Here is a 25356-nt window from a genome sequence, read left to right on the forward strand (position 1 = left end):
GAAGACAGGGCAACCCCGCCCCCCCCCCCCCCCCCCCCCCCCCCCCCCCCCCCCCCCCCCCCCCCCCCCCCCCCCCCCCGGGGCCCTGTCCGCATCCACTGCGTCACTCGCGATCGGCTGACGGGATGTAGGCGCCCGGCACGTCCTCGGGCGCGTAGATCTTCTTCTCGCCGGGATACGGCTTCGCCCACGCGTGCGTCTGGTACCAGGTGAAGTGGTTCATCTGCGCGGGGTTGGCGAAGTCGGGCTTGGCGTCGGGTCCGGTGAGCCGCTGGTGCGACTTCCAGGTCTCCCATTGCGCCGCGAGCTTCTGCATGTCCGCGCGCACCTTCGCCGTCGGAACGGCCGCCGCGGCGGGGTTCTGCGGCGCCGGGGCATCCTCGCCGCAGGTGGGCGGCACCGTCAGACCCGCCGTCAGCGAGGTGCGGTTGGGCAGCGCGCTGAACGGGGTGAGGTCCGGCGTGGCGGTGAACGCCGCGGCCATCGGGCTGGCCGCGCTGTCCTTCTGGTTCATCGGGTGGATCCCGAGGATCTGCTCGATGGTGCGGATCATCGTGATCTGCGAGTAATAGTGGCTGTCGACGACGCCGTGCTTGGCCCAGGGGCTGATGATCTGGATCGGGGCGCGGTGGCCGTCGACGTGGTCCAGGCCGGCCTGGGAGTCGTCCTCGACCACGAAGATCGCGGAGTCCTTCCAGTACGGGCTGTGCGAGATCGTGTCGACGAGCCGGCCGGTGGCGAGGTCGTTGTCGGCGACCTGGGCGGCCGCGTTCGGCGGTCCGCCGGTGTGGTCGCTGGAGAGCCAGAACATGTTCAGGTTCGCCGGCCCGTTCTTCTCGAAGTCACGCTTCCAGATCTCGTACCGGTAGATGTCCGGCACGCTGGTGTCGAACTTCGCGAAGCCGTGCACCGACACGTCGTTGAGCGAGGGGATCGGCGAGGACGAGACCAGGGGGTAGGCGGTGTCCTGTCCGGTCGAGCGCATGTTCTTGGTGTCGCAGTACAGGTTCTGCCAGCTCGCGCCCGCCGGCTTGGTCAGGAACTGCTGGAACTCGCCGAAGTCCCGTACGGACTGCCCGGCGGCCTGGGCGCCGGTCCACAGGAAACCGGTCCGCTGGTGGCCGAGGGCGTCGTCCTCGGTGTCGTAGCTGCGCGCGTACTCACCGGCCATGGACTCGGTGTACTCCGGGTTGTCGGCCTGCATCAGCCAGTTGTGCCCCTCGGCCGAGTTCGTGCCGATGTCGTACGTGTTGTCGTAGAGCCCGAACTGCTTGGCCAGCGCATGCTGGTTGGGGGTCACGTTCTCACCGAACTCGGCCAGCGCCGGGGCGCCGTTGCCCTGCGGCAGGTCCCCGTAGACCTGGTCGTAGGTCCGGTTCTCCTTGACGATCAGGAAGACGTGCTTGATCGTCGACGGGTCGCCGAGCCGTACGGGAACGGGCGCCGGCTGCGCGTTGCCCTGGCCGTGCGTGACCGAGCCGGGCGTCCAGCCGTTCTGCTCGAAGACCTTGGCCGTCTGGGCCTTGATGATGCTGTCCTTGGGCAGCAGGAACCGCTGCAGGCTCGATGTCGTGTCGTGGGTGCCGTGACCGGCGCTGTTGGAAGGGCGGCGCGCGTCGATACCGCGGGTGTTGGAGACCAGCACCTCGTTGCCGACGGTGGTTATCTCCGCGGGGAAGTAGTCCGTGGGGAGCAGGCCGACATAGCTGACCGGCTCCTGCGGGGTGGTGTAGCGGTAGACGGCGACGGCGTTGGCCCGGCCGAGCGTCACCAGCAGGCGGCCGTCGCGGGAGAACGTCACCGCGTTGGGCTCGTAGCCCACGGACGCCTCCGGCCACGGCCTGGTGGAGATCGTCTGGACGACCTTGTCCTTCGCCGGGTCGATGACCGAGACGTCGTTGGTTGCGGTGTTGGTGACAAACACCGCGCCCTTCTTGGCGTACACGGCGGCGGGGTGCAGACCGACGTCGATGCTCGCGACGGCGGCACTCGGGTTCGCCACGTCGATGACGCTGACCGTGCCGGTGGTGGTCGCCGCGGTCACCGGGTCTGCGGGCACCTGGGTGTTGTAGGAGTTGACCGTGGTGTCGCCAGGCCGCGCCGGGCGGCCGCCCTCGTTGCTGACGTACAGCTTGGCGCCGACCAAGGCCATGCCGCGCGGGGCGCTGCCCACGGCCCAGCTCTGCTGGACCGCCCCGGTCGCCGCGTTGATGGCGACCACCCGGTTCTGGCCGTTGACCGCCGCGTACACGGTGGAGCTGTCGGGTGAGAACGCCGCCGCGCCCACCAGCGCGTGCTTGGGGCCGTCCGCCGGGATCTTGACGGCCACGGGGCTGGCGAGGCTGCCGTCCGCGTTGACGGTGAACTTGGTGTAGCCGTCGGTCTGGCCCAGCCACAGCTGCTTGCCGTCGGGCGAGTACGTCGGGCCTTCCTGGCCCACGTCGTTGCCGCTGATGCGCAGGTCGGCCGATGCGGAGTTGCCGATGCGCTGCTGCAGCTTCCCCCTCTGCAGGTTCACGATGTCCAGCGCCAGCCCCCCGTCTGCGAGCGAGGCCGCGAAGTGGGTGCCGTCCGGGCTGACCGTGGACGACATGATCTTGCCGTTGTTGATGACGAAGCGGGCACCGAACGGGGCGATGAACTGGTCGCTGGATATGACCTGGCCGTGCTGGGTGACCTGGCCTACCTGGGCCGTGCCGAACTGGTCGGTCTGGGCGAAGGCGGTGCCGGCGAGAGCGAGGGCGACGGCGGCGACGCCCGCCGTCGCCAGGGGGGTTCGCCGGCCGGGGCGTCTGCCGATACGCCTGCCGACAGAGCCGGAGCGCCTCTCCTCGGCACTCCGACGGCGGCGTGTGACCTGCATGGAGTCATCCCTTCGGGGTGGCGGAGAGCAGATCGACATTGCCGTCGAACTGCCAGAGCGGGTTCGGCGCGTCCCCAGTGGCGGTCCGCACCAAGAAGTAGCCGTTCACTTCCTTCGGCCCGTCGCCGTCGGCCAAGAACCGCCCGTCCGCGCCGACATCGAGCTGGTACACGGCTTGTCCGGTGGCCTCGACACCGGGGAGGTGCCAGGAGACGACGCAGCGCCAGTCGTTGCCCGGCCCGTGGGCGCCGGTCCTGACGTTGCCCTTGGTGCACGCCGCCGTGGCCTTCAGCTGCGCCTCGGTGACGGCGGGCCGGTTGAGCTGCTCGGTCTGCGTGCGATAGAGGTGGGCGAATTCCGTGGCGAGCGAGCGCTGCACCTTCTCCTGCTCGATGCCGGAGCCACCGGCCGTGGTCGCCGCCGCGACGACGGCCACCGTCCCGGCGAGCAGCCCGGCGAACGGCAGCACCGCGACGGTGAGCCCGCGACGCCCCGGGCCGTCGTGCGCCGGGTTGGTGAAGTCGCGGCGTACGAACAGGAGGTAGGCCAGCGCCGTGGCGGTCACGGCCCACAGCAGACTCACCACGACGCCGATCAGGAGCGGGCTGCCCTGCGCGGGGCTGGTGAACAGTCCGTTCCAGGCGATGAACGCGTAACCGGGCAGGGCCAGGCGTACGGCTACGGGCAGCGGCAGGATCTGGGCGAGCTGCATCGCGAGCGCGACGAGAACCGGCAGCAGCAGTCCCATCGGTGAGCGACCCAGGGTGACGGAGCCGAGCAGCCCGATCGCGGCGAGGGCCAGCGTCGGGGCCAGCACGCAGACCCAGGCGAGCACGACCTTCCAAGCGGCGTCCGACGGTGCCAACGCGTGCCCGTCGAGGCCGACGAGTGGATGGTTGCCGACCGCCGCGAGCCCGCCGACCGTACTGGAACAGGCCAGGCCCACCACGAGCACCACGATGACGCTGAGGCCGGCCAGCGCCTTCGCCGCGAAGATCCGCCGGGGCGAGCGCACCGCCACGACGAGATGGCGCCAGGTCCCGAGCCGGTCCTCGCAGGCGAACACGTCACCGGCGACCACCGAGGTCAGCAGGGGCAGCGCCCAACTGCCACAGAACCCGAGCGTCACCAGCGGTCCGGCCCACCCGGTCGCGTGCATCCAGCGGCCGAAGAGCGTGTCCGTGGGGAGCGTGCTCTGCTGGGCCACCAAGGCGACGAGGGCACCCGGCACGAGCCAGCAGGCGAGCACCAGCAGGCGGATACGCCACTGGGAGACGAGCTTGACCAGCTCGAAGCGGTATGCGCGCACCACCGGGACGCGGTGGGCGGCGGAAGCGTGGGGAGCAGCGACGGCCGTGGTCATCGTCCGGCCTCCTGCGGCTCGATCCGCTGCTGTCGCGCGATCGGCTTCTCGGTGAGCGGCTCGGTGAGGGAGAGGAAGGCGGTTTCGAGCGGCGAGGCCACCGGGGCGAGCTCGCGCAGCGCGATGTCCGCGTGGACGAGCCGCCTCACCAACTCGTCGAGGGCGGGCACCAGGGCGCGCACGACGAGCACGCCGGAGTCGCGTCGCCCCTCGGCGTCGTCGACGGTCCTGGCCCCGTCCGTCTCGTCCGCCAGCCGCCGGGCAGCCGACGGGTCGGAGGTGATGAGCCGGTAGTCGAGTTCACGGTTCTCGGCGGCGAGTTTGCCGAGCGGGCCGGAGAAGACGACCCGTCCGGCGGCGAGGATCGTGACCTCGGAGCACAGCGCTTCGACGTCGTCCATGCGGTGGCTGGAGAGCACGACGCTGGTTCCGTCGGCGGCGAGCCGGGTCAGGACACCGTGCACGTGTCTCTTTCCTGCCGGGTCGAGGCCGTTGGCCGGTTCGTCGAGGACGAGTAACCGGGGCTTGGTGAGCAGGGCGGCGGCGAGCCCGAGCCGCTGGCGCATACCGAGGGAGAAGCCGCGGGCACGGTCGTCGGCGACATCGGTGAGCCCGACCTCGTCGAGCACGTCGTCGATCCCCGCCGTCCGCGCGAAGTGGCCGCGCAGGGCTGCCAGGGCGGCGAGGTTCTGCCGGGCGGTGAGCGAGGGGTAGAGGCCGGGTCCGTCCACGAAGCCGGCGACCCCGTCGGGAGCGGCGAGCTCGCGCCCGACCGGCGTCCCCAGGATCTCCAGCCGGCCACTGTCGGCGACGGCCAGTCCCAGCAGAAGCCCGAGCAAGGTCGTCTTGCCCGCGCCGTTCGGTCCGACCAGGCCATGGATCTGCCCTTGCGCCACATCCAGATCGACGCCGTCGAGTGCGATGACGTCGCCGAAACACTTGGTGATCCCACAGGCCTGCAGCGCCGGCAGTGTGTCCATGAATCCCTTCTTCCAGAAGAACCCCCAACAGAACATAGAGACGACACAAGACGCGGGCAGGGGAGGCCAGTTGAAGCCACAAGGAACGGAAGGAGACCGGCACCTGACGCGCCGACGGCGAACGGGATCCAGAGCCGGAGATCCCGCGGAACGCCGACAGCCCGCGACCGGAACGGCCGCGGGCTGTCGGTCTGTGCACACGGGTCATTTGGGGACCCGCGCGGGAGGTACGGAGGTCAGTGAACGGTCACGTTGAACACCGGCGAAGCCACGTTCCCGCTCAGGATGCGCAGGTCGTTCTTGCCCTTGAGACCCAGCTTGACGCCCAACGAGTAGGTGCCCTTGGAGCTGAGCTGCGTCACGGCGGGCAGGCTGACCCACTTCTTGCCCTGCTTCTGCTGGAGAACCATCTTGCTGCCCGCCTTCAGACCGGTCGCGGTACCGGTGACCCGGAACAGCTGCCATGCCTTCACCGAGGTCACCGACGGCTTGGCGGTGATGCCGGCCTTGGCGGAGGTCGCCTGCGCGACGGAGCTACCGGTCGCCGGGGTGGCGGCCGAGGCAACGGTTCCCGCGAGAACGACGGACGCCGCGCTGATGACGCCCACGGCAGCGATACGCAGGGAGTGCCGCTTGGTGATGGCCATGAAAATCCCTCTCAGTCGAAAAGCCCTAGATCTCACGCTTCAGTGAGTTGATGCTGTTTGCTCGCTTCTTACCTGAGAAGATGCCCCTCGCCCCGAACGCGTTGCCCGGCCTTTGTCACTGCCCTGCAACAGCCGTCGAGCGTGGCACCCGGCGGCAATTCCCGGCAGTTGGCGACGAGATGAGCCCGCGCGGGACGGGCGGACAGGGCGGGAGCGCACCGTCCAGGAAGGAACAGTTGGCGTGAAACCGGCTCTCCGGGGTACCCGGCGCGCATGGCGAAGTGGCACCTCCGAGGGCGAAATGGCAACGGCAGCACCGGTGGGGCAGCACGGGAGGCCGGCCCGCCGCCGGAGGTGCAGCGGGCGGCGCCGGATACGCCGACAGAGCTGCCGAGGCGAGCATGGGGTGCGGTACTCAAAGGCAGCCTTCGGGAGTTCAGGGACGACGAGCTGAGCGACCGCGCGGCGGCGCTCACGTACTACGGCGTGCTGTCGCTGTTTCCCGCGCTGCTGGTGCTGGTGTCGCTCCTGGGCATGACCGGTCAGTCGACCACCGACAAGGTCCTGCACAACGTCCAGCGGCTCGCGCCCGGACCGGCCCGGGACATCATCACCGACGCGGTGCGGCAACTACGGGGCAGCGCGGGCCTCGGCTCGGTGATGGCGATCGTCGGCCTGGTCCTGGCCGTGTGGTCGGCGTCGGGCTACGTCGCGGCGTTCATCCGCGCGGCCAACGCGGTCTATGAGATGCCCGAAGGCCGGCCGGTCTGGAAGCTCCTTCCCGTACGGATCGGACTCACCATGGTCCTGATGGTCCTGGCGGTGATCAGCGCACTGATCGTGGTCTTCACCGGCGGCCTCGCCCGCCAGGCAGGCACCGCACTCGGCATCGGAAGCGCCGGCTTGACAGTGTGGTCGATCGCCAAATGGCCCGTCCTGGCTACCCTGGTCACCCTCATGATCGCGCTCCTGTACTGGGCGTGCCCGAACGCGAAGGTCAAGGGCCTCAAATGGATCACCCCGGGCAGTTTCCTGGCCCTGCTGATCTGGATGATCGCCTCCGGTGCGTTCGCGTTCTACGTCGCCAACTTCGCGTCCTACAACAAGACCTACGGCGCGATGGCCGGCATCATCGTCTTCCTGGTGTGGCTCTGGATCACCAACCTGGCCATCCTGCTGGGCCTGGAGTTCGACGCGGAGATCGTGCGCCAGCGAGCGATCGCCGGCGGCCTGCCACCGGACGAGGAGCCCTACGCGGCGCCGCGTGACACCAGGAAGTGGGACGAGGAGGACCGGCGCCGTCTGGGCGAGGTCTGACCGCAACGCCTGCCCGATCACAGTGGGCGGTCTCGATACCAGCCGGAGGTCAGCCCCCTTGCCGTGGTCGTCGCGGACCGCCCGCGAGAGGGACACCAGTGCGCCGGGCCTGCTCGACGGATGCCGTGGAGCCGCTGCTCCGGGCGGCCTCCTCGGGAATCCGCGCGGGCTGCACCGGCTGGTCGGGCGGCGGGACGTATCCGGGCAGGCGCAAGGTGCCCCAGACGTAGGGATCGGCCTGGGCGCTGCCGAAGAGGGACCAGGCCAGACGCGTCTGACCGGTCCGGTCCGCCGTGTCGGAGTCGTAGAGGAGGATATTGACCGCCAGTCGCTCAGGATCGGCGGGGGCGGGCAGCCCGTCGAGCGGAATCCTGACCTCGACCGCGTACCCCTCGTACGGATCGGTCACGGCGGAGGCGACGGCCAGGCCCGGGGCGGTGCGGCTCGCCGGTCCCTGCCGGTTGTCGGCGTCGCGTTCCGCGCAGGGTCCCTTGCTGTCCTTGGTGAAGGGCAGGATGCCGGTCTTGAAAGTGGTCGAGGTGTCGTCGGAGCGGCCTTGCGGGTCGAGGGCGACCTCGACGGCGTCGGTGCGCCAGTGGCGTTTGCAGTCGGCTCCGGCGTCCAGGGCGTACCCCTTGATGTCGTCGGCGACGCGGACGAACACGTACAGGTCATCGGCCTGGCGCGAGAAGCTGACGTCCGCCGCGCAGTCCTTCTCGTCGGCACATCGCTCGCCCTCCCAGTGGGTGAGCCGTAGCGCCGGGCCGGGGTACTCCTCCGGTCCGGCGACACCGTCCACGACGGGAGCCTCGGCCACGGAGGGCACACTGGCGGAGGGGTTGGCCGGATACGCGGGCTGGGCGTCATTGGCGAGCCAGGGCATCCGCATCCGCCGGGCCCAGGCGCGGAAGTCGGCGTACAGCGGGCGCAGGCCCGGCTGTTCGCGTGTGGCGGGAGCCTGTGGTGTACGGCTGTCGGCCAGGACGGTGAACCACTCGCAGGGCAGCTTCGCCCGTGGGGTTTCGACCGTCGGGGGCAGGGAGGCGAAACCCTGGGTGACGTACTCGCGGGTGGCGTCCCGCTCGATCTGCGCCCAGGTCCTGCCCGAGTGTCCGCGCGCTGTCGTGCCGGTCCACACACCGATGACGGGGAGCCCGGTGTGCGGGTCCTTGGCCTGGTACTTGCCGCACTTCTCCCCCGCGGGCCCCGGGAAACCGCCATTCGTGGCGAGCAGTCGGGAAGGTTTCCAGGCCGGGTACTTCTCCCGTGTGATCTGCCCGGGGAACGCGGTCGGGTCGCCGGCGAGCTGGAACGCCTCGACACCCAGCCGTGCCGCCTCCTGGTGTCCGCCGTGCTGGTGGAACGGGCGCGGATCCATGACCACCACTTCGCGCGGGGTGGTCGCCCGGATCAGCCGGACGAGCCGCGAAAGCGTGTCCGTCGCCGGCTGGGGCAACGGGTTCCAGACCGTGGCGGTCAGCGGAGCGGAGAGTGTGTACCAGAAATCCGGCTTGTCGAGATAGAAGACGTTGCGGATGCCGGCCCGCCGTACGGCCTTGCGCTCCTCGCCCTCACGGATCAGGCCGAGAGCTGCCCCCTCTTCGGTGCCGACCGCGTTCCCGCCGCCCTCGCCCCGGGTGATGGTGACGACGCCGGTGCTCAGGCCTCGCCGCTCTTGCCACTGGCCGAAGGTGGCCAAGGATGACGACTCGTCATCGGGGTGGGCCCCGACGAACAGGATATCGGTGTGCGCCGGATCCGTCCTCCCCAAGGAGTCGGTCGGCACCGGACCCGCCCGTGCCGTGTCTGCCGCCAGGGGCAGCACGCTGACGACCACGCCGAGCGCCGTGCACCCCGCCCACAGCATCTGTCGGACCCCGCATCGCAGCAAGACAGCCCTCCCTTCACCGGCAGTGTGCGACGAGCGGCGCCTGATGTCATCAGCGAACGCACGTCATCAGGCCAGCCTGCCGGCCAGCGGCTGCTCCCCCTCGCACCATGAGTGACACATCCTCACGCGTCGCAGAGCGTCAAGTGATCCCTGCCTGTCGTCCAATCGGGCTGTTCGCGCGCGATGCTCACGGCTTTGCCCCGGGTCGGAGCTGCAGGCGACAACGCAGCCATGGAGTCGTTCTTCAGCCTGCTGCAGACGAACGTCCTCGACCGCCGTTCATGGGCCACCCGTCAGGAACTGCGGATCGCGATCTGCCCTGGATCGAGAGGAACTACCACCGACGCCGCAGACAAGCCTCGCTCGGCCGGCCGACCCCCGTCGAATTCGAAACCGTCATGACCACACCCGCCATCCAGGCCGCGTGACCGAACCTGTCACCCAACCCTGCATCAGACCCGCGAGCGTATGTACCAGTGGGCGCGGATCCCCATCCGGATCTGGTGGGAGAACGGCCACGGCCACTGGCTCCTGGCCCGCAGGAGCCTGAAAGACCCGAACGACCTCGCCTATTACGTCTGCTACGGGCCTGCCGGCACCCGGCTGAAAGACCTGGTCAGGGTGGCCGGCGCCCGCTGGGCCGTCGAAGAATGCTTCCAGACCGCGAAAAGCGACTGCGGCCTGGACCATTACCAGGTCCGTCTCTACCACGCCTGGTACCGACACATCACCCTCGCCATGGCCGCCCTCGCCGCACTCACCGCCGTCCGCGCCCACGAACTCTCAAAAGGGGAAACAGCGGTGGCCTGATACCGCTGTCCGTGGCAGAGATACGCCGCCTCATCAGCCACCTCCTCCACGCCGCCCACCTCACCATCCAGCACCATCTTGACTGGTCACACTGGCGAAGACTCAGCCAGACACGCGCCCGCAACAGCCACTACAAACGGCGCGGACACACCCCATAACTGTGATTGCAGCACTAAAGGACGTCAGCAACTGGAGGGAGCCGTTCCGGCAAGCCTGTCGAGGATGTGTGGCCATGCAGCCTCTCCCAGGAGCGCGTCAGCTTCGGGCGTGCCTCCATACAGGAAGTGTGGGGAGGCCGACGCAGGGCTCTCGCCGGGAAAACGTGGTCGGTGGCCGGCATCGTGGCGGGCGATGAGATGCGCGGTGGTCCCGGCTGAGCGTCGGCGTTCTGCCAGTTGTTCGGCGAAACGGAGAGAAGGCCACATCGCGTCGTCGCCACCGGCGACGAGCAGCAGATCGGCCCGGGCCTTGTCGACGGGGATCTCTGCCCGAGGGAGCAGGTGAGCGAAGCGCCGCTCGCTGAGTTCGTACCAGCCGCGGATGGCGGCCGGACCGCTGCCCGGGTTGACCGGGGTCCAGGAGTCATCCATCGGGACAAAAGGCAGGGGCTGCCCCCTCCAGGTCCATGAAGACCGATACGGGCGTTGTTCCCCGTCGGGTCCCGGACCCACATTGCACCAGACTCGCGAGGTGGGCGACAGTGCGATAACAACGTCCACGCGCGGGTCGTACACGGCCGTGAGCAGAGCTGCTTCAGCCCCCTTGGAGACACCGAGGATGCCGATGCGTCGGGCCCCGCTCGCGGTGAGGAAGTCGACCGCACCGGTGAAGGTTTCCAAGGGAATCTCGCAGATTCCCAGAGACTGCCCTGGCCCGCCGAACCAGCGGATGGACAGAGCAGCGATGCCGTGGTGAGCGAGGATGCGTACTCTCTCGCGTTCGATGCGTCCACTGGAACCGGCCAGGACCACAACGCCGACGTCACTGTCGTGCGCGGGAGCGGCGAGAAAGCCTTCCCAAGGATGGCTCAGCTCGTGCTCAACAACGTCCACAAGCTCCCCAGCTCGGCGCTTACTGAGGACGACGGTTTGATGTCATCTCGTGACTGGCGCGTCAGCCGCAGAGAGACCTGCCATCTCAAGGTCGCACCAGGATTCGTGTGACTCCCGCGAACAGCGTCGTGGCCAGTGTCCAGCCACTGATGATCAGTGCATAGGCCAGCACCTGACTGGACCCGCTCGGATTCCACGCCCCCGATTGACCGAGGCTCACCACCGGCACTAGCAGGTCGAGCGTGTAGGCGACCGCGTTGAAATGCGGGCCGCCCGTGCCCAGCGGCGCAGGGTGGTGGGACGCGAAGTAGACGGATCCGGCGGCAAGCAGGCCCAGCAACCACAGCCCGGCAAGCCACGGCCGATACCCGTACCCGACCGTTGCGTCCTGGAGGAGGCCCCATGCTTTCGCCGGCACGCCCGCCGCTTCACGTCGCCGCCGCTGCTGAGCCAGCAGCACCCGCCGTGACTCGCCGTCACGCCCCACTGCCCGGTAGCGCGCGGCCAACTGCTCATAAGGCTGAGGCTGATACGCGTCACGAGCCAGCCACGGCAGTCGCGTCCCGGCCGCCGGCAACGGCATCAGTTCGTCATAGACGAAACCATCCAGGCGCAGCTTGACGGGCCAGGACGCGGCGTCATCCTCGAACGTCGCAGTCCGTGCCCGCCGCAGATCCAGGCTGTGCGCGTTGAAGCCCTCATTGCAGACCATCGCCCCCTCGACGCGCGCGCCGGAGGCGTCGAGCGTGCCCAGTCGCGCACCGCTCAGCGTCAATGGCCCGACGACGCGGGCCGAGTCGAGCCGGACCGCGCCCGAAGCCGTCACGCCCGACAGATTGACGCCGCCCTCGACTGAAATGTGATCCGCGCGCAGCGCCGTTCCACTGCGGTCGTCCACCAGGTCGGCGTCGGGCAGCATGAGCCCGCCCTTGATCGTGGCGCCGCTGAGGTCGACACCGCCGATGACGGTGAACCTATTCTCCGCTCGGGTGTTGCCACGGCGCGCGAACATCCCGGTGTCGACGCGCAACCCCTGCGCCAGCAAGGCGGGCGTGGGCGGGCGGTCAGGTTCCTCATGGGTGATCTGGGCGCCGTCCAGATGCAGGTAGCCGCCTATACGCGCGCCCGGGAGCCGGAACTGTCCGTCCACGACAACGTCGTGGCAGTACATCGCGGTGTCTACGACGAGCAGGTCGCCGTAGACGGCGGCGCGCGGCGGCGTCCAGTCGGCGTCGGGGTCAGGCAGTTCGGGCGGGGGCGCAGTGATCGTGGTCCCGCTGATCTCGATCTCGAAGACGCGTGCCGCGTAGAGGCCGATCCCGCCGAGGCGGCAGCCCTCCACCTGAAGCTCGCCGCGGATCTCGGCGCGCGAGGCTTCCAGCCCGGTGAGGTAGCAGCCACGCAGACGCACACTGCGAGTCTCGGCTTCGGCGAGGTCCAGGTCGTCGTCGAAGAAGCACCGCTCGAAGTCGAGTGCGTAGGGGACTTGCGTGTGGGCGAGCGCGAGTCGCCCGACGACACGGACGCCCGCCAGTTTGACGCCCGCGCCGCCACCTGCATCAGGCCCGCTGCCGTTCAGCAGCGCGGCGATCACCTCGGCGCGGACGTCACGGGTGCGCGGCCAGGACGTCGCTTTATCGGGGCCGTCGTCGGGTCCGGAGCGCAGGTCGACGAGGGCACCGGTGGGGAAAGCGTGCCAGAGTCGCTCCTCGGTGCTCGTCAGCGTACTGATCTCCAAGCTACTCACGGCATTTGAGCATCGTCGCGCTGGGTCGGCGGCGCAAGGGGATTGCGCGCTGGGCGGACGGTCGCGGCGGGCAAGTCTGCGACGACGGCGTCCCGTGAATTCATGGCGGTAGCGGGTTGAAGGTCAGGCCGGTCTGCGCGACGAAGCCGTCGAGGACGGCGGGCCGGTACTGAAGGCGCTTGAGTCGGTTGCGAATCAGCGTCTCCAGCGCATCGACGGTGAGCGCGGCCAGGTTGGCCAGGCTGCGTTTGACGTGGGACCACACGCCCTCGACCGGGTTCAGGTCCGGGGCGTAGGCCGGGAGGAGCACGACGGTCAGCCAGGCCCGTTCGGCGATCATCTGTTTCATGGTCGCCGAGATGTGGGTGTTCAGCCGGTCCCAGACCAGGATAATCGGGGCTCTCAGTTGCTGGTGGGCGGCGTCGATCAGCCCGATGTAGTCGCGTTCGGATAAGGAGCGCCGCTCGTTCTTGCGGCGGCGGTGGATGCGCAGCCGGTAGAACAGTCTCGTGCGCGCCCCTGGACGGACAGCGATCAGTCCGGCGATCGACACCCGCCCGGAGCCGCGCCCGGCCACCCTCACGATCGGCGTCTGGCCCCGCCGTCCCCAGGTTCGGCCGCGCGGTGGCGTCAGATGCTGGCCTGTCTCGTCTTCGAAGCAAACGAAGGCGCCGAGCGTGGCCTGTGTCCTTATCGCAGGCCACGTTGTTTCCTTCCAGGCGGCGATCGCGATCTCGTCGCGCTGGGCGGCCCGTCGCGCCGGCATCTGCGGGGTGAAGCCGAGCCGACGGATCAATCGGGCTGCCGCGTCGGCGCTGTAGGAGACATGGAATTTGCGGCCAATCAGCTTGGCGACCCGAGCCCCGGTCCACACCTGGTCCTCGTCCCAGCCGAACGCCGCCGGGCCCTCATCCAGCATCAGGGCCAGCTTGGCCTGCGACTTCGTGCTGAGCTTGCACCGCTGCCCCAGCGGGCCCCGGCTTGCCAGCGCCGCCGTCCCCCCGCGCATGAAATCCGCCCTCCACCGGTACACCGACCGCACCGTCACCCGCAGCCGCTCGGCGATCTCCGAAGACGTGACGTTCTCGACGAACATCGCGGCCGCCTGCATCCGCAAAGCCTCGCGGCGCGCCCGCCCCGCCGCGTCCAACCCGCCGCCTTGCGCGTATCTCACACCAACGACATAGCGCCGTCAGGGCCATCCGTCAGCGAACCTCGGCGAGACGACATCAAAACGCCCTCGTCAGTAGCAGTTAACAAGAGTGTCTTGGACAGCTTCTCAAACGCAGCCAGAGGCTTGACATCGAGACCCGCATATTAGAGGGGTGCCGACCGGCAAGGTCCGGTACGACAGCATGAGTGCGGCTGTCTCCCAAGTGCTGGGGTTCACCCTGGCGCGGGTGCAAACCGAGCGGTGGACCGCGTTCCGCTCGCACTGCGGTCTGGAGGTGTTCTACCGCCGCCCGGGGTATCTCTGACGCTCATGAGAAGGGCGGGGTAGAGGGCGATATCGGCTACTTCCGACGCAACCGTCTGGTCCCGGTGCCCGAGGCTGCGGACGACAGGCAGCTGAAGACCGTCGCCCGCTACGGGTCACGTCGATCCTTTATGCGTCGACGAGCTTAGATACACGGAACTCGGCTGGTACGGAGCCGAGTTACTCTTTCAGGTGCTGACCGAACGCGAGGAGAAAAACAGCCTCGCCATCGCCTCCAACGAGAGCTTCGGAAAACGCATGTTTTGCAGCGCACGTGTGCAGGCGGCGCCGAAACTTCATAGGTTCCGGTGGCGCCTCAGTGAGCGTTAAGTCCGTTTCTGGTAGCGGCCTCGTGCGGGTTGGGTGAGGAAGCCTTGGCGGGTGAGGCGTCCGAGGCGGCTGCGGGTGATGTTGTCGGTCGCTTCGTCGGTGGGCATGCCGAGGAGTTCGTGCAGCTCACGGGCTCTGAACACCTGACCGGGGTGCTGGTTGAAGGCGTTCACGATGTCCTGGTAGGCGGTGCCCGTCTCGGGCGGGCCGGGTTCGGCTCCTGCCGGCGCGGCCTCCGCGATGACCTTCCGGGCGGTGGCCAGGCCCGCGAGTCGGGCTTCGGTCTCGGCCAGGGGCCGCGGTCAAGTGCTCGATCTGACCACGTAGTTCTGCGGCTCGGTCGGTGACCTCGTCGTGCTGGGCCCGGAGGTCGGCGAGGAGGTCGGCGACGTTCACGCGGCCAGCCCGAGGGTGTCGCGCCAGGTGGGGGTGGGGGTGGTGAGGCGGCGGGTCATGTTCGCGGTGGAGGCCCAGTAGACGCGTGAGGCGGAAGTGTCGGGCCGGTGGTCGTACTCACAGGCCAGACGCCGGTGCAGCATCAACGTGCCGTTCGTCTGCTCGACCACCCACTGCTTCGACTGCGGGACAAATCCTTTGCCGTGGTCAGCAGGGTTGCGGCGGACGACCTCGACGACGATGTCCAACAACGCGCCCTGGATGATGACGTCGTCCTTGAAGCCCTGGTCCACCAGGGCCTTCTCCAGACGCATCCCGCACCGCTCGGCAGCCTCGTCGGGCAGGGCCGTGCCGGCGGCGTTGTCATGGACGGAGGCGGCCAGCACGACGACGCCCATGATCAACCCCAGAACGTCGACGGCCAGCTCCCGCTTGCGCCCCGACACCTTCTTGTTGGCGTCCAGCCCGTCGTGGCCTTCGGGACACCGGCCAGCCGCGCGCACGGACTGCGTGTCGATGACCACGAGGGACGGGGCCTCTAATCGCCTGGCTCTCTCCCGTACCTGGCAGCACGGGAGTTCCTGGATCCGCTGGTCCAGCCCGTCCTCACGCCACAGGACGAAGTAGGAGAACACCGCCGACCGGACCGGTAGATCGTGCGGCAAGTACCGCCACTGGCAGCCCGTCCGGTTCTGACAGAAGATCGCGTTCACGACTTCCCAGAGGTCGCAGAAGCCCTGGCTCGCCGGTCGCCGACCGCGCCACCCGGTCCTGCTTCCAGGCCGTGATCATCGGCTCGACCAACGCCCACTGCTCGTCCGATAAGTCACTGAGGTACGGCTCTCTCTTCACACCCCGCATCTCAACATGGACATGCTCACCAGACGCCCGGACGGCGATCAGTACCACGATCGACCGATCACGAACCAAGGAAGATCGGACGTAACGCACACTCCCACCACGCCACCGGGCACGCTTGGCATCGCCCTGCGGGCTGAAAGGCGCGCCGGTCAGGCGACCTTCTCGCGCTGGGGCGTCTTCCGCGTCTTCACCCCGCCGACGATGAGCGCCAGCCCCATGGCGACGATGCCGAGGTAAGCGGTGGACGGAAGGTCGACGACCTTGTGCATCCAGCCCCACTCCGTGCCGAAGAAGGTCTGCGAGGCGAAGCTGACAAGCCCCTGGGCTCCTGCGACGTAGCCGATGCTTTCGACGGTGTATCCGATGGTTGTTCGCACGGATCAACCCTCTCGCGGCGGTGCCGCAAGATCGTCCTCCACAAGGCCGAAAACGCAGTAGTCCAAAGGATGCAGTCGCGTGCGGAGAGCACCGGCAGAGCACCCTGCCGCGGCAGACGAGTGGTCGACACCGGACGGCTCGAAGATTACGCCCTCGTAAGCCCAGCGCAGCTGGAGGCGCTGCCCGCCGCGGCGGCGCTCATCGGCATCAACACCGATGGACGGGCGATCGCCGTCGACATCGACGACGCGCCGCACATCCCGGTCTGCCCCGGCAGCGGCGGGGGCAGCACGACCATCCTGCGCACCATCATCGCCCAGCTCCTGCATCAGGCCGCCCACGTCCTGATCCTCGACGCCAAGCGGGTCGCCCACCTGTGGGCGAAGGACCTGCCGACGGTGACGCACCGCGGCAAAGTCGCCGACATCCACGACGCCCTGGCCGGCCTCGCCACCGAGCGTCAGTGCCGCCTCGACCTCGACGGCGTGCCGCGCCTGATGGTCGTCGCCATGGCCGACATGAGCCTGGACCCCACCGGCCAGAGACGCAAACGCTGGACCCAACGATGGAAGGCCGCACTCAACGCCTTCGACATCACCTTCGATGGCCGGCTCCAGCCCGTCGGCACACTGCCCGGGTCGGGCACGACAGAGCGGAGCACGGCCATGTCTTTCAAGGGGGCGGCGGTCCTCTCATCATCGCCGCCCCGCAGGAGCAGTACCGCTGCCACCACGGCGATCACCAGGACAACCGCCGCGAGCGAGCGACTGGTGCGGGTGTTCTGGATCGTGAGTGACCCGAGGGCGAATTTGCTGCGCCTCATCGTTGTCAGTGTCGTCGCCTACCGTCACGGCCATGGGCTACGACGTTCACATCACCCGCCGCGAGAACTGGTGGGACGAAGAAGCCAGAGATCACCGCAGCGGAGTGGGAGGCCGCAGTGGCGGCGGACCCGGAGCTGGAGATGGTTCCGGCGCCGCAGAGCTGGGATGGGCCGCGACACTGGATCGCCCAGGTGATCACACACCCGACGGAGGCACAACTGGGCACCGCCCTGCGCTGGGACTCAGGCGAGATCCGTGCCAAGAATCCCGCCAACACTCTGATCATCAAGATGCGGCAGACCGCCATCGCGATGAAGGCCAGGTCCAGGGTGACGACGGTGAGTACTACGACGAATGACACCTGTCGGCATCACACCTCGTGACCTCGTCACGAAGATCTTGCAGGTCCCCGCCTGACACGGCCGCCCTCAGCCCGGCACGGCACGGCGCCCGAGCATGGGCCGGCGATGAACAGCGCCCTCCCCCGACGGCATCGACTCTCGGGCGCGATCGCAGCAGGCGAATGGCCCAGAAATCTCAGTTGAGATCGGCCCAACTGTCCGGGAGATTGCGTCGTTAGGTTGGAGGCATGACAAAGACCTGAGTCGGCTTCCACTCGGGCCCCGCCTGCCCCTTCGCCTGGATCACCGCACAGTGACTGAACAGGAGCCATCCATGGCCGACACTTGGCAGACCACCCCCGACACCCATGTCGCGGATCGGAGCAGGCAGGACCGTCCGGATCACCCCGCAGCCCTCGACGATGCGGCGACACGCCAGGCCCGCAACTCCGCCGCGTTCTGGGCCGCAACCGGAAACTCCCGCGGCCACGACGTGATCCACCGGCGCGGCTTCCTCGCCGTGCTCGGCGGCCAGCGCGCCGGGACACGCATCTTGCTGCAGGAACCCGACCCCGACGCGTCCGAGCTCGCCGAGCTGACCGAGCTGGCTGCCCGATCGACTGGCCCGGTGGATGTTGAGGATCCGTTCAGTTCCACCGACCTCGGCCATCTGGGCATGCGCAACTGGCAGATGCCGATCATGGTGCGCCCGCCCGGCCCTGTCTGCGCCCCCGCGATGGAGGTGATCCCGGTGCAGCGGGCACAAGAGCTGCAGGCTGCCGAGCGGATCGTGATCGAGGGCTTCGAGCTGACCAGATTCGCCCCCTACCGTCCCGGCGAGATGTTCCCCACGACACTGACCGAGCAGCCAGGCGTGGACGTGTTCGTCGCCGTCCTCAATGGCGAGGCGGTCGGAGCCGGTGTCACCGTCGTCCACGACGGGTCCGGCAGCCACTACTGGGTCGGCACGCCGTCGGCGCATCGCTCCCGCGGCGCCGGGCGGGCCGTCATGCTCGGCTCGCTCGCGCCCATGTCGAACCTGCCGGTGACACTCACCGCCTCACGGCTCGGACGGCCGCTTTATGAATCGCTGGGCTTCACCGCCGTCACCTCCTCGACCTGGTGGTCCTCACAATGACCACCACCGCGGCGTGACTTAGCACTCCAGCCGTACTTCGGTATTTCGACTGTCAGTGGTCTGCTGGCGGGGATGGTAGCCGGGGCGTCACAGGCGGGCGAGGGCCTTCGCCGACATTTCCTTCGAACGAGGGCTCTGTCGCATGTCCGTGGGCGTGTCCGAGTAGTTCTTCAGCGTGATTGATGAGCCTCCGACAGGCGTATGGGATCGGGAACTCGAAGAACTCTTCTTGCGGATCGGCGCCCGCTTCGCCCTGGCCGGGCCCCGGCGGCGGATGCGGGACTACGTGCGTGGTCTGCTCGGTCCGGTGGGCCGCAAGAACGGCTGGCAGCTGGCCGAATATGCAGGTCACGCGACCCCGGACGGACTGAACTGGTCACAGTGGAGGCGACGTCACCAGGCACGCGCCCGCCACTGCCCTGACATGCGGCACGGAGACCTGTTCGCCGGAACCAGATGGCGAAGGCCCGCCCCGCCGGTGACACCCCGGCAGCACTCCCCGCCAACAGGCCACTGCCGAGTAGCCGGAGGGAGTCTCACCCTCCGGCTCTCACAGAACCGTGCGTAACAGTCTCCCGAGGACGGTGCTGGACATCCAGTCCGACGGGCCGGTGGCCATCGAGGCATACCGGCCACGGTCGCCTCGATCGTGTTCGCCGGCTACAACGACGAAGGCCAAGGCGAGGCCCTTGCCGACGTGCTGCTCGGCAATCGAGCTGACCGCGCGGTCGGCCAAACAGGCCGGTCGCCGGCTGTGGAACGGCGTTGAGCGGCCAGCCGGGGATGGGCTCGTTCGTGCTCGCCGCCGCGGAGTGCAGGGCGCGCCCATGTGGACGCTTGTGCGTACGTGTTGACACTCCGATCCAGGCCCTCCAGACTCCTATATGGGAGCGCTCCCATATATCGACTGGCCCCACCTAGCGGCGAGTTGAGGAGTTGCGCCGTCTGCCGAGCAACGCCATCGCCGGCCGCAGCGTCCTGTCTCGCCCGCCCACCGGCCGGTGAGACGGGTTCCCACAGCGCGGTCGTTTCCATCCCCCACCCAAGGCCGCGGCGCTGCTGACGGTACGTGCCGATCGCACGCTTCGAGCGTTGCAGGCCGTACCGCCCGTGCTGCCGGCTGCTGAGAAGGAGACCATGCGTACGACACACAAGGCGGCCGCCCTGGCGGCATTCGCAGTGTTGCTGGCCGGCGCCGGGGCGGCGCCGGCGGCCGGCACGGGGCCCGGGCGATCGGTGCGGGCGGCCGATGCCACCGCGGGCCCGGCGATCACTGTGGACGCCACCAGCGGGCGGCACGCCATCGACCCCCACATCTACGGCATGAACTTCCCCGACGAGGCACTGGCCAAGGAACTGCGCCTGCCGGTGGGCCGCTGGGGCGGCAACGCCACCACCCGTTACAACTACAAGCTCGACGCCTACAACGCCGGGTCCGACTGGTACTTCGAGGACCTGCACTACAGCAACGACACCGCGGCCCTGCCCGCCGGATCGCAGGCCGACAAGTTCGTCGACCAGAACCACAGGACCGGCACCGACACGCTGATGACCCTGCCGATGATCGGCTGGACGGCGGCCGGCCGCGATGACCGCTGCGGGTTCAGCATCGCCAAGTACGGTCCTCAGCAGGACACCGACGCGCAGTGGCGGCCGGACTGCGGCAACGGCAAGAAGCCCGACGGCACCCTGATCACGGGCAACGATCCGGGCGAGACCAGCACGCCTGCGGGCCCGGACTTCGTCAAGGGCTGGGTGCAGTACCTCGACAGCGCCTACGGCACCGCGGACAGCGGCGGGGTGCGCTTCTACGACCTGGACAACGAACCGGACCTGTGGTTCGGCACGCACCGCGATGTCCACCCGGCCGGGGCGAGCTACGACGAACTGCGCGACAGCACCTACGCCACCGCCGCGGCGGTCAAGGACGCCGACCCGGCCGCGCAGACCCTCGGCCCGGTCGGCTGGGGCTTCAACTCGCTGATCTACTCCGGCCTGGATCAGCAGGTGTGCGGCGAGCAGGGGGGCAGTTGCTGGTCGAACCCGCCGGACGCCGCCGCGCACGGCGGTGTGCAGTTCGCCCCGTGGTACCTGCAGCAGATGAAGGCCTACGAGCAGGCGCACGGGCGCCGGATCCTGGACTACTTGGACGAGCACATCTACCCGCAGCAGTCCGGTGTGTCCGGCAGTGCGGACGACGCGGCGACGCAGGCCCTGCGACTGCGTTCCACCCGGCAGTTGTGGGATCGCTCCTACGTCGACGAGAGCTGGATCAACCAGCCGATCGAGTTCATCCCCCGCATGCGCTCGCTGGTCGGCCAGAACTACCCGGGTACGAAGCTGGCCATCTCGGAGTACAACTGGGGCGCGCTGGACCACATCGACGGCGGCCTGGCCGAGGCCGACGTGCTGGGGATCTTCGGACGTGAGGGGCTGGACCTGGCCACCTTGTGGTCACCGCCGAAAGCGACCGACCCCGGAGCGTACGCCTTCCGCATGTTCCTGAACTACGACGGCCAGGGCGGCACCTTCGGCGACACCTCCGTCCAGGCCGCGAGCGCCGACCAGGACAAGCTGTCGGTGTACGCGGCCGAGCGCAGCAGCGACCATGCCACCACGGTCATGGTGATCAACAAGACCACCGGCGACCTGAGCGCACCCGTTTCCGTGACCGGCAGCACCGCGCATCCGGCAGCGGCGCAGGTCTACCGCTACGGCCAGGCCGCCCCCACCGCGATCCAGCACCCGGCCGATCAGCCACTGAGCGGCGGCTCCTTCACCGCGACCTTCCCGGCGTACTCCATCACCGAGTACGTCATTCCCGCCGGCTCGGCCCAGGCCACCCCGCCCTCGGCACCCGGCACTCCCACGGCCTCCGCGACCGGCCCCGACCGCGTGACGCTGACCTGGCCGGCCGCCACACCCGGGACCTCCCCCCTGGCGGACTACCGCGTGTACGCCGGCGACCCGGCCACCACGGCGCCGCTGGCCACCGTCCCCGCGTCGACGACCACCGCCACCGTCACCGGCCTGACCCCGGCCACCTCCTACACGTTCCGCGTCGTGGCCACCGACACCGGGGGCCGCAGCTCACCTCCGTCGGCTCCGCTGCAGGTCACCACCGGCCCGGCCACGACGAGCGGCTGCACCGTCGCCTACCAGATCAGCACCGACTGGGGCGCCGGCTTCACCGCGAACGTGAAGATCACCAACCAGGCGGCACCGGTCAACGGCTGGAACCTCGGATTCACCTTCGCCGGCAACCAGAAGGTCACCCAGGGCTGGAGCGGCACCTGGTCGCAAACCGGCGCCGCGGTCACGGTCAAGGACGTCGGCTGGAACGCGTCCCTGCCCACTGGGGGGTCCACCACCATCGGCTTCAACGGCGCCTACTCCGGCGCCAACACCGCACCCAGCACCTTCACCCTCAACGGCGCCACCTGCACCACCGCAGGCACCGCGGCAGCAGCCGCCCCCACCCCGGCCGTCGGCCACGCACCCGCACGCAACGCGCCCCGCTGACCCACCCCACACACGCATGGCCGACCCCGAACAGCAGGGGTCGGCCAGCCCTCGGCGTCGTGTGTCGAGCCGGGGCGGTTCAGTCATCACCAGGGGCGGGTGATGGTGTTGGTGTCGAGAGTGACCGAGCCGTTGATGGCCAGGGCCTGTCCCTGGATGGTTACGCTGGTGTTCACGGTGATGGATGTCAGGGCCAGGATCCTGCCCGTGAAGGCGGTGCCGGTGCCGAGAGTGGCTGAGCTTCCGATTTGCCAGATCACGTTCCTGGCCGTGGCGCCGTTGATGAGGAGCACACGGCTGGCCGTTGCCGTGGTCAACGTGGATCCGATTTGGAAAACCCATTCGGCGTTGCGGTCGCCCTGGGCGTCCAGGGTGAGCGTGCCGGTGAGAGCGAGGGACGTGGGGGCGTTGTACACGCCGGGAGTCAGCGTCAGGCCGCCGAGGTCCCCGGAAATGTCGGCGTCCGGGAGCTGGGCGACGGCGGTGTCGTAGGTGGCGATGAGATCGGCGTGAGCCTGAAGGGCGTCAGCGTCCGTGATGTGGATGGTGCCGTGCACCTGACCGGGCGGGAATCCGGTGACGGACACTCCCGGGCTCACCCCGAGATCCCCGGTGACTTCGGAGGCGCCGGTGTTGGTGACCGACGCACCGCCCAGCACCGCGAAGCTTCCCAGGTAGGTGTACGCGTCCGAAGCGGTCGCGGTGCCGCCGAGGGTGATGATGGAGACGTCGACCGGGCCGAGTTCTCCCGCTGGGAGCAGGGCGTGGATCTCCGTGTCGGAGGCGATCCGCCAGGACAGGGCGGGGGTCCCACCGAAGGTGACCCCAGTGGTGTAGGAGAACGCGGTTCCGGTGATGACGACGAGATTGCCCCCGCCCACGGGCCCTTTGTCCGGGGTGAGAACAGTGATGGACGGCGAGTCGAGGTAGGTGTAGACGACCCCACCGGCGGTTCCGCCCCTGGTTCGTACGGTGATCGTCACCGGACTTGAGGAGGCAGCCGCGGGCACGGTGACAGTGAGTTGACCGTCGGAGTCGACGGTGAAGGCTGCGGCCTGCGCACCGAAGAGGACCTCGTACGTGGTGAAGAGGCCGAGCCCTGTGAGAGTCGCCGTGTTGCCGCCGGCCAAGGGGCCGACGGGAGGCGGAGTGAGGCGGAAGGAGGGTGGCGGCAGGTAGTAGAAACTTCCGACGACGCCAGTTCCGCCGGGGGTGGTGACCGACACCGGGACGGGGCCGTGGCCGGAGGGGGTGACGGTGGCGGTGGTGGAGTCGTTGAGCACCGTGAAACTCACAGCCGGGCGGGTGCCGTAGCGCACACTGGTGGTGCCGGTGAAGTGGCTACCGGTGAGCGTCACCGCGTCGCCCCCGCCCGTGGATCCCTGATTCGGTATGACCGCCATGGGGGCGCTCCCTGAGTCCGACGGCCGATCGGCGGGCTGCGTCGTCGGCCGGTCCCTTGCATCGATGACTGCAGTGGTTCTCCTCTTCGGAGTAGCCCACTGGTCCACGGCACGTGGCAAGGGTGGGAAGAATATGCCACCCGAAAGAGGTACATATTTGCGGGCGCGTATCCAGCCGACACCGTGTGCCGCGCGGCGACTACTTCCGCGTCAAAGCACGGACGTTCACTGGGGCCGTAGCTTCGCCACCGCAACAATCTCGAATATTGCATCGAATCGATGTTCGAACAGACCTTCGTCAATGCGCCGCCGATGTGACCCGTTTTCACGCCGTGGCGCTCACCTGAACGGCTGATTCTGCGACGAAAGCCTTGTCGGCTTGTCACTCTGCTGGGTTGATTCTCGTGTCCGTATCAGCGGCATTCGAGTCCGCAAACAGACACGGGTAAGCCCCCTGATCAGGCGCCAGCTGACGCCTGACGGACTGTGATTCTCGAGAGGCCCTGCGCACAGCGCCGACGGCTGCAGACCGTCGACCGGGCACCGGCGCAAGGCCATCGAGATGCCACTTGGCCAGTGGACACGAGAGTAGGCAAGCCCTCATCCGGGACGTAAGCGGACCGAACGCCCCATCACTGCTCGGCAATCTACCGCATACCGAGCAAGGAGGAACACTCATGCCTATCAGCCCGAACCAAGGGTCCAGCGGCGGCGGCACACTCGTCACGATCACCGGCAGCAGCCTCATGGGCACCACAGCCGTGCGCTTCGGCACGAGGCTCGCCACCTCCGTCACCAATGTCTCGCCCACCACGGTCACCGCCGTCTCTCCCTCCGGGGCAGCGGTTCGGTCGGCGTCACCGTGACCACCTCGGGAGGAACGAGCAACCCGATCCCGTTCTACTACGTCGGGGCTCCGTTCAAGCAGTCCCTCAGCCCGTCCTTCGGGTCGACCGCGGGCGGCGACGTCATCACCCTCAACGGCACCGGGTTCTCCAGTGCCACCAGCGTCTCCTTCGGTGCCAACAGCGCGCTGCCGACGGTGGTGTCTGACAGTCAGCTCACGGTCGTTGCACCGGCCGGCGCGGCCGGCTCGGTCGGCGTCAGCGTCACCACGGCCGGAGGCACCAACAACGGGCTCTCGTACACCTACGTCGCCGCCCCGACGGTGACGGCGGTCGTTCCGGCAGAGGGACCGGAGTCCGGCGGCACCGCGGTGACCCTGTCCGGCACCGGCTTCACCAGCACCAACCAGGTCACCTTCGACGGCAGCCCGGCACCGTTCACCATGATCTCCGACACCTCGGTGTCGGCCGTCACGCCTCCCGGCACCGGCGGTCCCGTCGACGTCGTCGTGACCAACGATGCAGGCACCGCGATCCTCGCGGACGCGTTCACCTACATCGCCGGCCCCGGCATCTGACCGCCCCTCAGCGGCCGGCCGCTCGGCGGCCGGCCCGTCCGGAGCGGATGTGGTAGCCCGTCAGGGCCCGTCCGCCTCCAAGCCCCCGGCCCGCAAACCCCACCCTGGGCCGGGGGCCCCTCTGCCCGCCCCCCAAAAGGAAGGCAGAGGCAGGGCAACCCGACCAGCTCTCACTTCGGCCTCCCCAGCCCGCCCGACACGCTACGGAGACACCGTGAAGGACAGCCCACCCGCGGCGGGAGCAGTCCGGCCCACCGCCGTCATCGCCGCCGTTCCCGTTCTCACACCCACTACGGGCCCTGCGGTAGGCAACAACAACGTCGTCCTGAACGGCAGCGGTTTCGTCGGCATCACCGCCGTCACGTTCGGCGCCAAAGCCGCCCTCGGCTACACGGTCAACTCCTCAACGCAGATCACCGCAGTAGCCCCATCAGGAACCGGCACCGTTGCCGTGACCGTCAAAACTCCCGGCGGAACCAGCAACTCGGTCCCCTATACCTACGCGGCACAACCCTCCCTGGCCGCCGTGTCGCCGAGCCAGGGACCGTCTTCGGGCGGCACCACCGTCATCCTCACCGGGGCAGTCTGCTGCC

General features: G+C 68.8%; 16 protein-coding genes and 7 pseudogenes. 11 read left to right on the forward strand and 12 right to left on the reverse strand.

What is annotated here, in order from left to right:
- Positions 1-103 precede the first annotated feature (103 nt).
- The 4 genes from ACZ499_RS37830 to ACZ499_RS37845 form a co-directional block, all read right to left on the reverse strand.
- Positions 104-2863, reverse strand: a complete 2760-nt coding sequence (locus ACZ499_RS37830; protein WP_468681446.1) for a bifunctional YncE family protein/alkaline phosphatase family protein — start codon at positions 2861-2863, stop codon at positions 104-106.
- A 4-nt stretch (positions 2864-2867) separates the two neighbouring features.
- Complete coding sequence (locus tag ACZ499_RS37835; protein ID WP_468681448.1) at positions 2868-4226, reverse strand: ABC transporter permease; 1359 nt, start codon at positions 4224-4226, stop codon at positions 2868-2870.
- On the reverse strand, positions 4223-5206 hold the full coding sequence (locus ACZ499_RS37840; RefSeq protein ID WP_468681450.1) for an ABC transporter ATP-binding protein: 984 nt from the start codon (positions 5204-5206) through the stop codon (positions 4223-4225). Before ACZ499_RS37840 ends, ACZ499_RS37835 begins: the two co-directional genes overlap by 4 nt.
- 236 nt (positions 5207-5442) lie before the next feature.
- Positions 5443-5853 (reverse strand): hypothetical protein, encoded by a 411-nt coding sequence (locus tag ACZ499_RS37845; protein ID WP_468681452.1) that lies wholly within the window; start codon positions 5851-5853, stop codon positions 5443-5445.
- Between the two features lie 273 nt (positions 5854-6126).
- On the opposite strand from ACZ499_RS37845, the gene ACZ499_RS37850 reads away from it, so the two are divergent.
- Complete coding sequence (locus tag ACZ499_RS37850; RefSeq protein WP_468681454.1) at positions 6127-7170, forward strand: YihY/virulence factor BrkB family protein; 1044 nt, start codon at positions 6127-6129, stop codon at positions 7168-7170.
- Positions 7171-7219: 49 nt separating this feature from the next.
- On the opposite strand, the gene ACZ499_RS37855 is transcribed toward ACZ499_RS37850, so the two are convergent.
- Complete coding sequence (locus ACZ499_RS37855; protein WP_468681456.1) at positions 7220-9061, reverse strand: sugar-binding protein; 1842 nt, start codon at positions 9059-9061, stop codon at positions 7220-7222.
- A 183-nt stretch (positions 9062-9244) separates the two neighbouring features.
- Here ACZ499_RS37855 and ACZ499_RS37860 point away from each other — a divergent pair.
- Together ACZ499_RS37860 and ACZ499_RS37865 are read left to right on the forward strand one after the other, a co-directional pair.
- A pseudogene (locus ACZ499_RS37860) lies at positions 9245-9489 on the forward strand (integrase core domain-containing protein); the annotation flags it as partial.
- 37 nt (positions 9490-9526) lie between these two features.
- A pseudogene (locus ACZ499_RS37865) lies at positions 9527-9871 on the forward strand (IS701 family transposase); the annotation flags it as partial.
- A 182-nt stretch (positions 9872-10053) separates the two neighbouring features.
- Here ACZ499_RS37865 and ACZ499_RS37870 read toward each other — a convergent pair.
- The 3 genes from ACZ499_RS37870 to ACZ499_RS37880 all read right to left on the reverse strand — a co-directional run bounded on the left by ACZ499_RS37870 (position 10054) and on the right by ACZ499_RS37880 (position 13844).
- Positions 10054-10923 (reverse strand): acyl-CoA thioester hydrolase/BAAT C-terminal domain-containing protein, encoded by an 870-nt coding sequence (locus ACZ499_RS37870; RefSeq protein WP_468681458.1) that lies wholly within the window; start codon positions 10921-10923, stop codon positions 10054-10056.
- An 85-nt stretch (positions 10924-11008) separates the two neighbouring features.
- Positions 11009-12661 carry an oxidoreductase gene (locus ACZ499_RS37875; RefSeq protein WP_468681459.1) on the reverse strand — a complete coding sequence of 551 codons (1653 nt, stop codon included), beginning with the start codon at positions 12659-12661 and terminating at the stop codon, positions 11009-11011.
- 109 nt (positions 12662-12770) lie between these two features.
- A complete protein-coding gene (locus ACZ499_RS37880) occupies positions 12771-13844 on the reverse strand; it encodes an IS630 family transposase (protein ID WP_468681461.1) in 1074 nt (357 codons plus the stop codon).
- A gap of 151 nt (positions 13845-13995) precedes the next feature.
- Between ACZ499_RS37880 and ACZ499_RS37885 the strand changes: the two genes are divergently transcribed.
- Both ACZ499_RS37885 and ACZ499_RS37890 read left to right on the forward strand, forming a co-directional pair.
- Positions 13996-14148, forward strand: a complete 153-nt coding sequence (locus tag ACZ499_RS37885; protein ID WP_468681462.1) for a hypothetical protein — start codon at positions 13996-13998, stop codon at positions 14146-14148.
- 70 nt (positions 14149-14218) lie between these two features.
- Positions 14219-14435, forward strand: a pseudogene (locus ACZ499_RS37890) (ATP-binding protein); the annotation flags it as partial.
- Positions 14436-14473: 38 nt separating this feature from the next.
- On the opposite strand, the gene ACZ499_RS37895 reads toward ACZ499_RS37890, so the two are convergent.
- The 3 genes and pseudogenes from ACZ499_RS37895 to ACZ499_RS37905 all read right to left on the reverse strand — a co-directional run bounded on the left by ACZ499_RS37895 (position 14474) and on the right by ACZ499_RS37905 (position 16111).
- On the reverse strand, positions 14474-14650 hold the full coding sequence (locus tag ACZ499_RS37895; RefSeq protein ID WP_468681463.1) for a hypothetical protein: 177 nt from the start codon (positions 14648-14650) through the stop codon (positions 14474-14476).
- Between the two features lie 219 nt (positions 14651-14869).
- Positions 14870-15725, reverse strand: a pseudogene (locus ACZ499_RS37900) (IS5 family transposase).
- 158 nt (positions 15726-15883) lie between these two features.
- A complete protein-coding gene (locus tag ACZ499_RS37905; protein ID WP_468681465.1) occupies positions 15884-16111 on the reverse strand; it encodes a hypothetical protein in 228 nt (75 codons plus the stop codon).
- A 120-nt stretch (positions 16112-16231) separates the two neighbouring features.
- Between ACZ499_RS37905 and ACZ499_RS37910 the strand changes: the two genes are divergently transcribed.
- The 4 genes and pseudogenes from ACZ499_RS37910 (at position 16232) to ACZ499_RS37925 (ending at position 21937) form a co-directional block, all read left to right on the forward strand.
- On the forward strand, positions 16232-17131 hold the full coding sequence (locus ACZ499_RS37910; RefSeq protein WP_468681492.1) for a hypothetical protein: 900 nt from the start codon (positions 16232-16234) through the stop codon (positions 17129-17131).
- A gap of 480 nt (positions 17132-17611) precedes the next feature.
- Entirely contained in the window at positions 17612-18415 is an 804-nt protein-coding gene (locus ACZ499_RS37915) for a GNAT family N-acetyltransferase (RefSeq protein ID WP_468681468.1), read from the forward strand.
- A gap of 175 nt (positions 18416-18590) precedes the next feature.
- A pseudogene (locus ACZ499_RS37920) lies at positions 18591-18785 on the forward strand (IS701 family transposase); the annotation flags it as partial.
- A 767-nt stretch (positions 18786-19552) separates the two neighbouring features.
- Positions 19553-21937, forward strand: a complete 2385-nt coding sequence (locus ACZ499_RS37925) for a glycoside hydrolase family 44 protein (RefSeq protein ID WP_468681469.1) — start codon at positions 19553-19555, stop codon at positions 21935-21937.
- A gap of 86 nt (positions 21938-22023) precedes the next feature.
- Here the strand turns inward: ACZ499_RS37925 and ACZ499_RS37930 are convergent, their stop codons facing one another.
- The gene (locus tag ACZ499_RS37930) at positions 22024-23340 is read right to left on the reverse strand and encodes an ice-binding family protein (protein ID WP_468681471.1); all 1317 of its coding nucleotides are present in this window, start codon (positions 23338-23340) and stop codon (positions 22024-22026) included.
- Positions 23341-24017: 677 nt separating this feature from the next.
- On the opposite strand from ACZ499_RS37930, the pseudogene ACZ499_RS37935 reads away from it, so the two are divergent.
- Positions 24018-24763: pseudogene (locus tag ACZ499_RS37935) on the forward strand (IPT/TIG domain-containing protein).
- Positions 24705-25253: pseudogene (locus tag ACZ499_RS37940) on the forward strand (IPT/TIG domain-containing protein); the annotation flags it as partial. The pseudogenes ACZ499_RS37935 and ACZ499_RS37940, both read left to right, overlap by 59 nt.
- Positions 25254-25356 lie beyond the last annotated feature (103 nt).

The sequence above is a fragment of the Streptomyces sp. NPDC031265 genome, assembly GCF_055570295.1.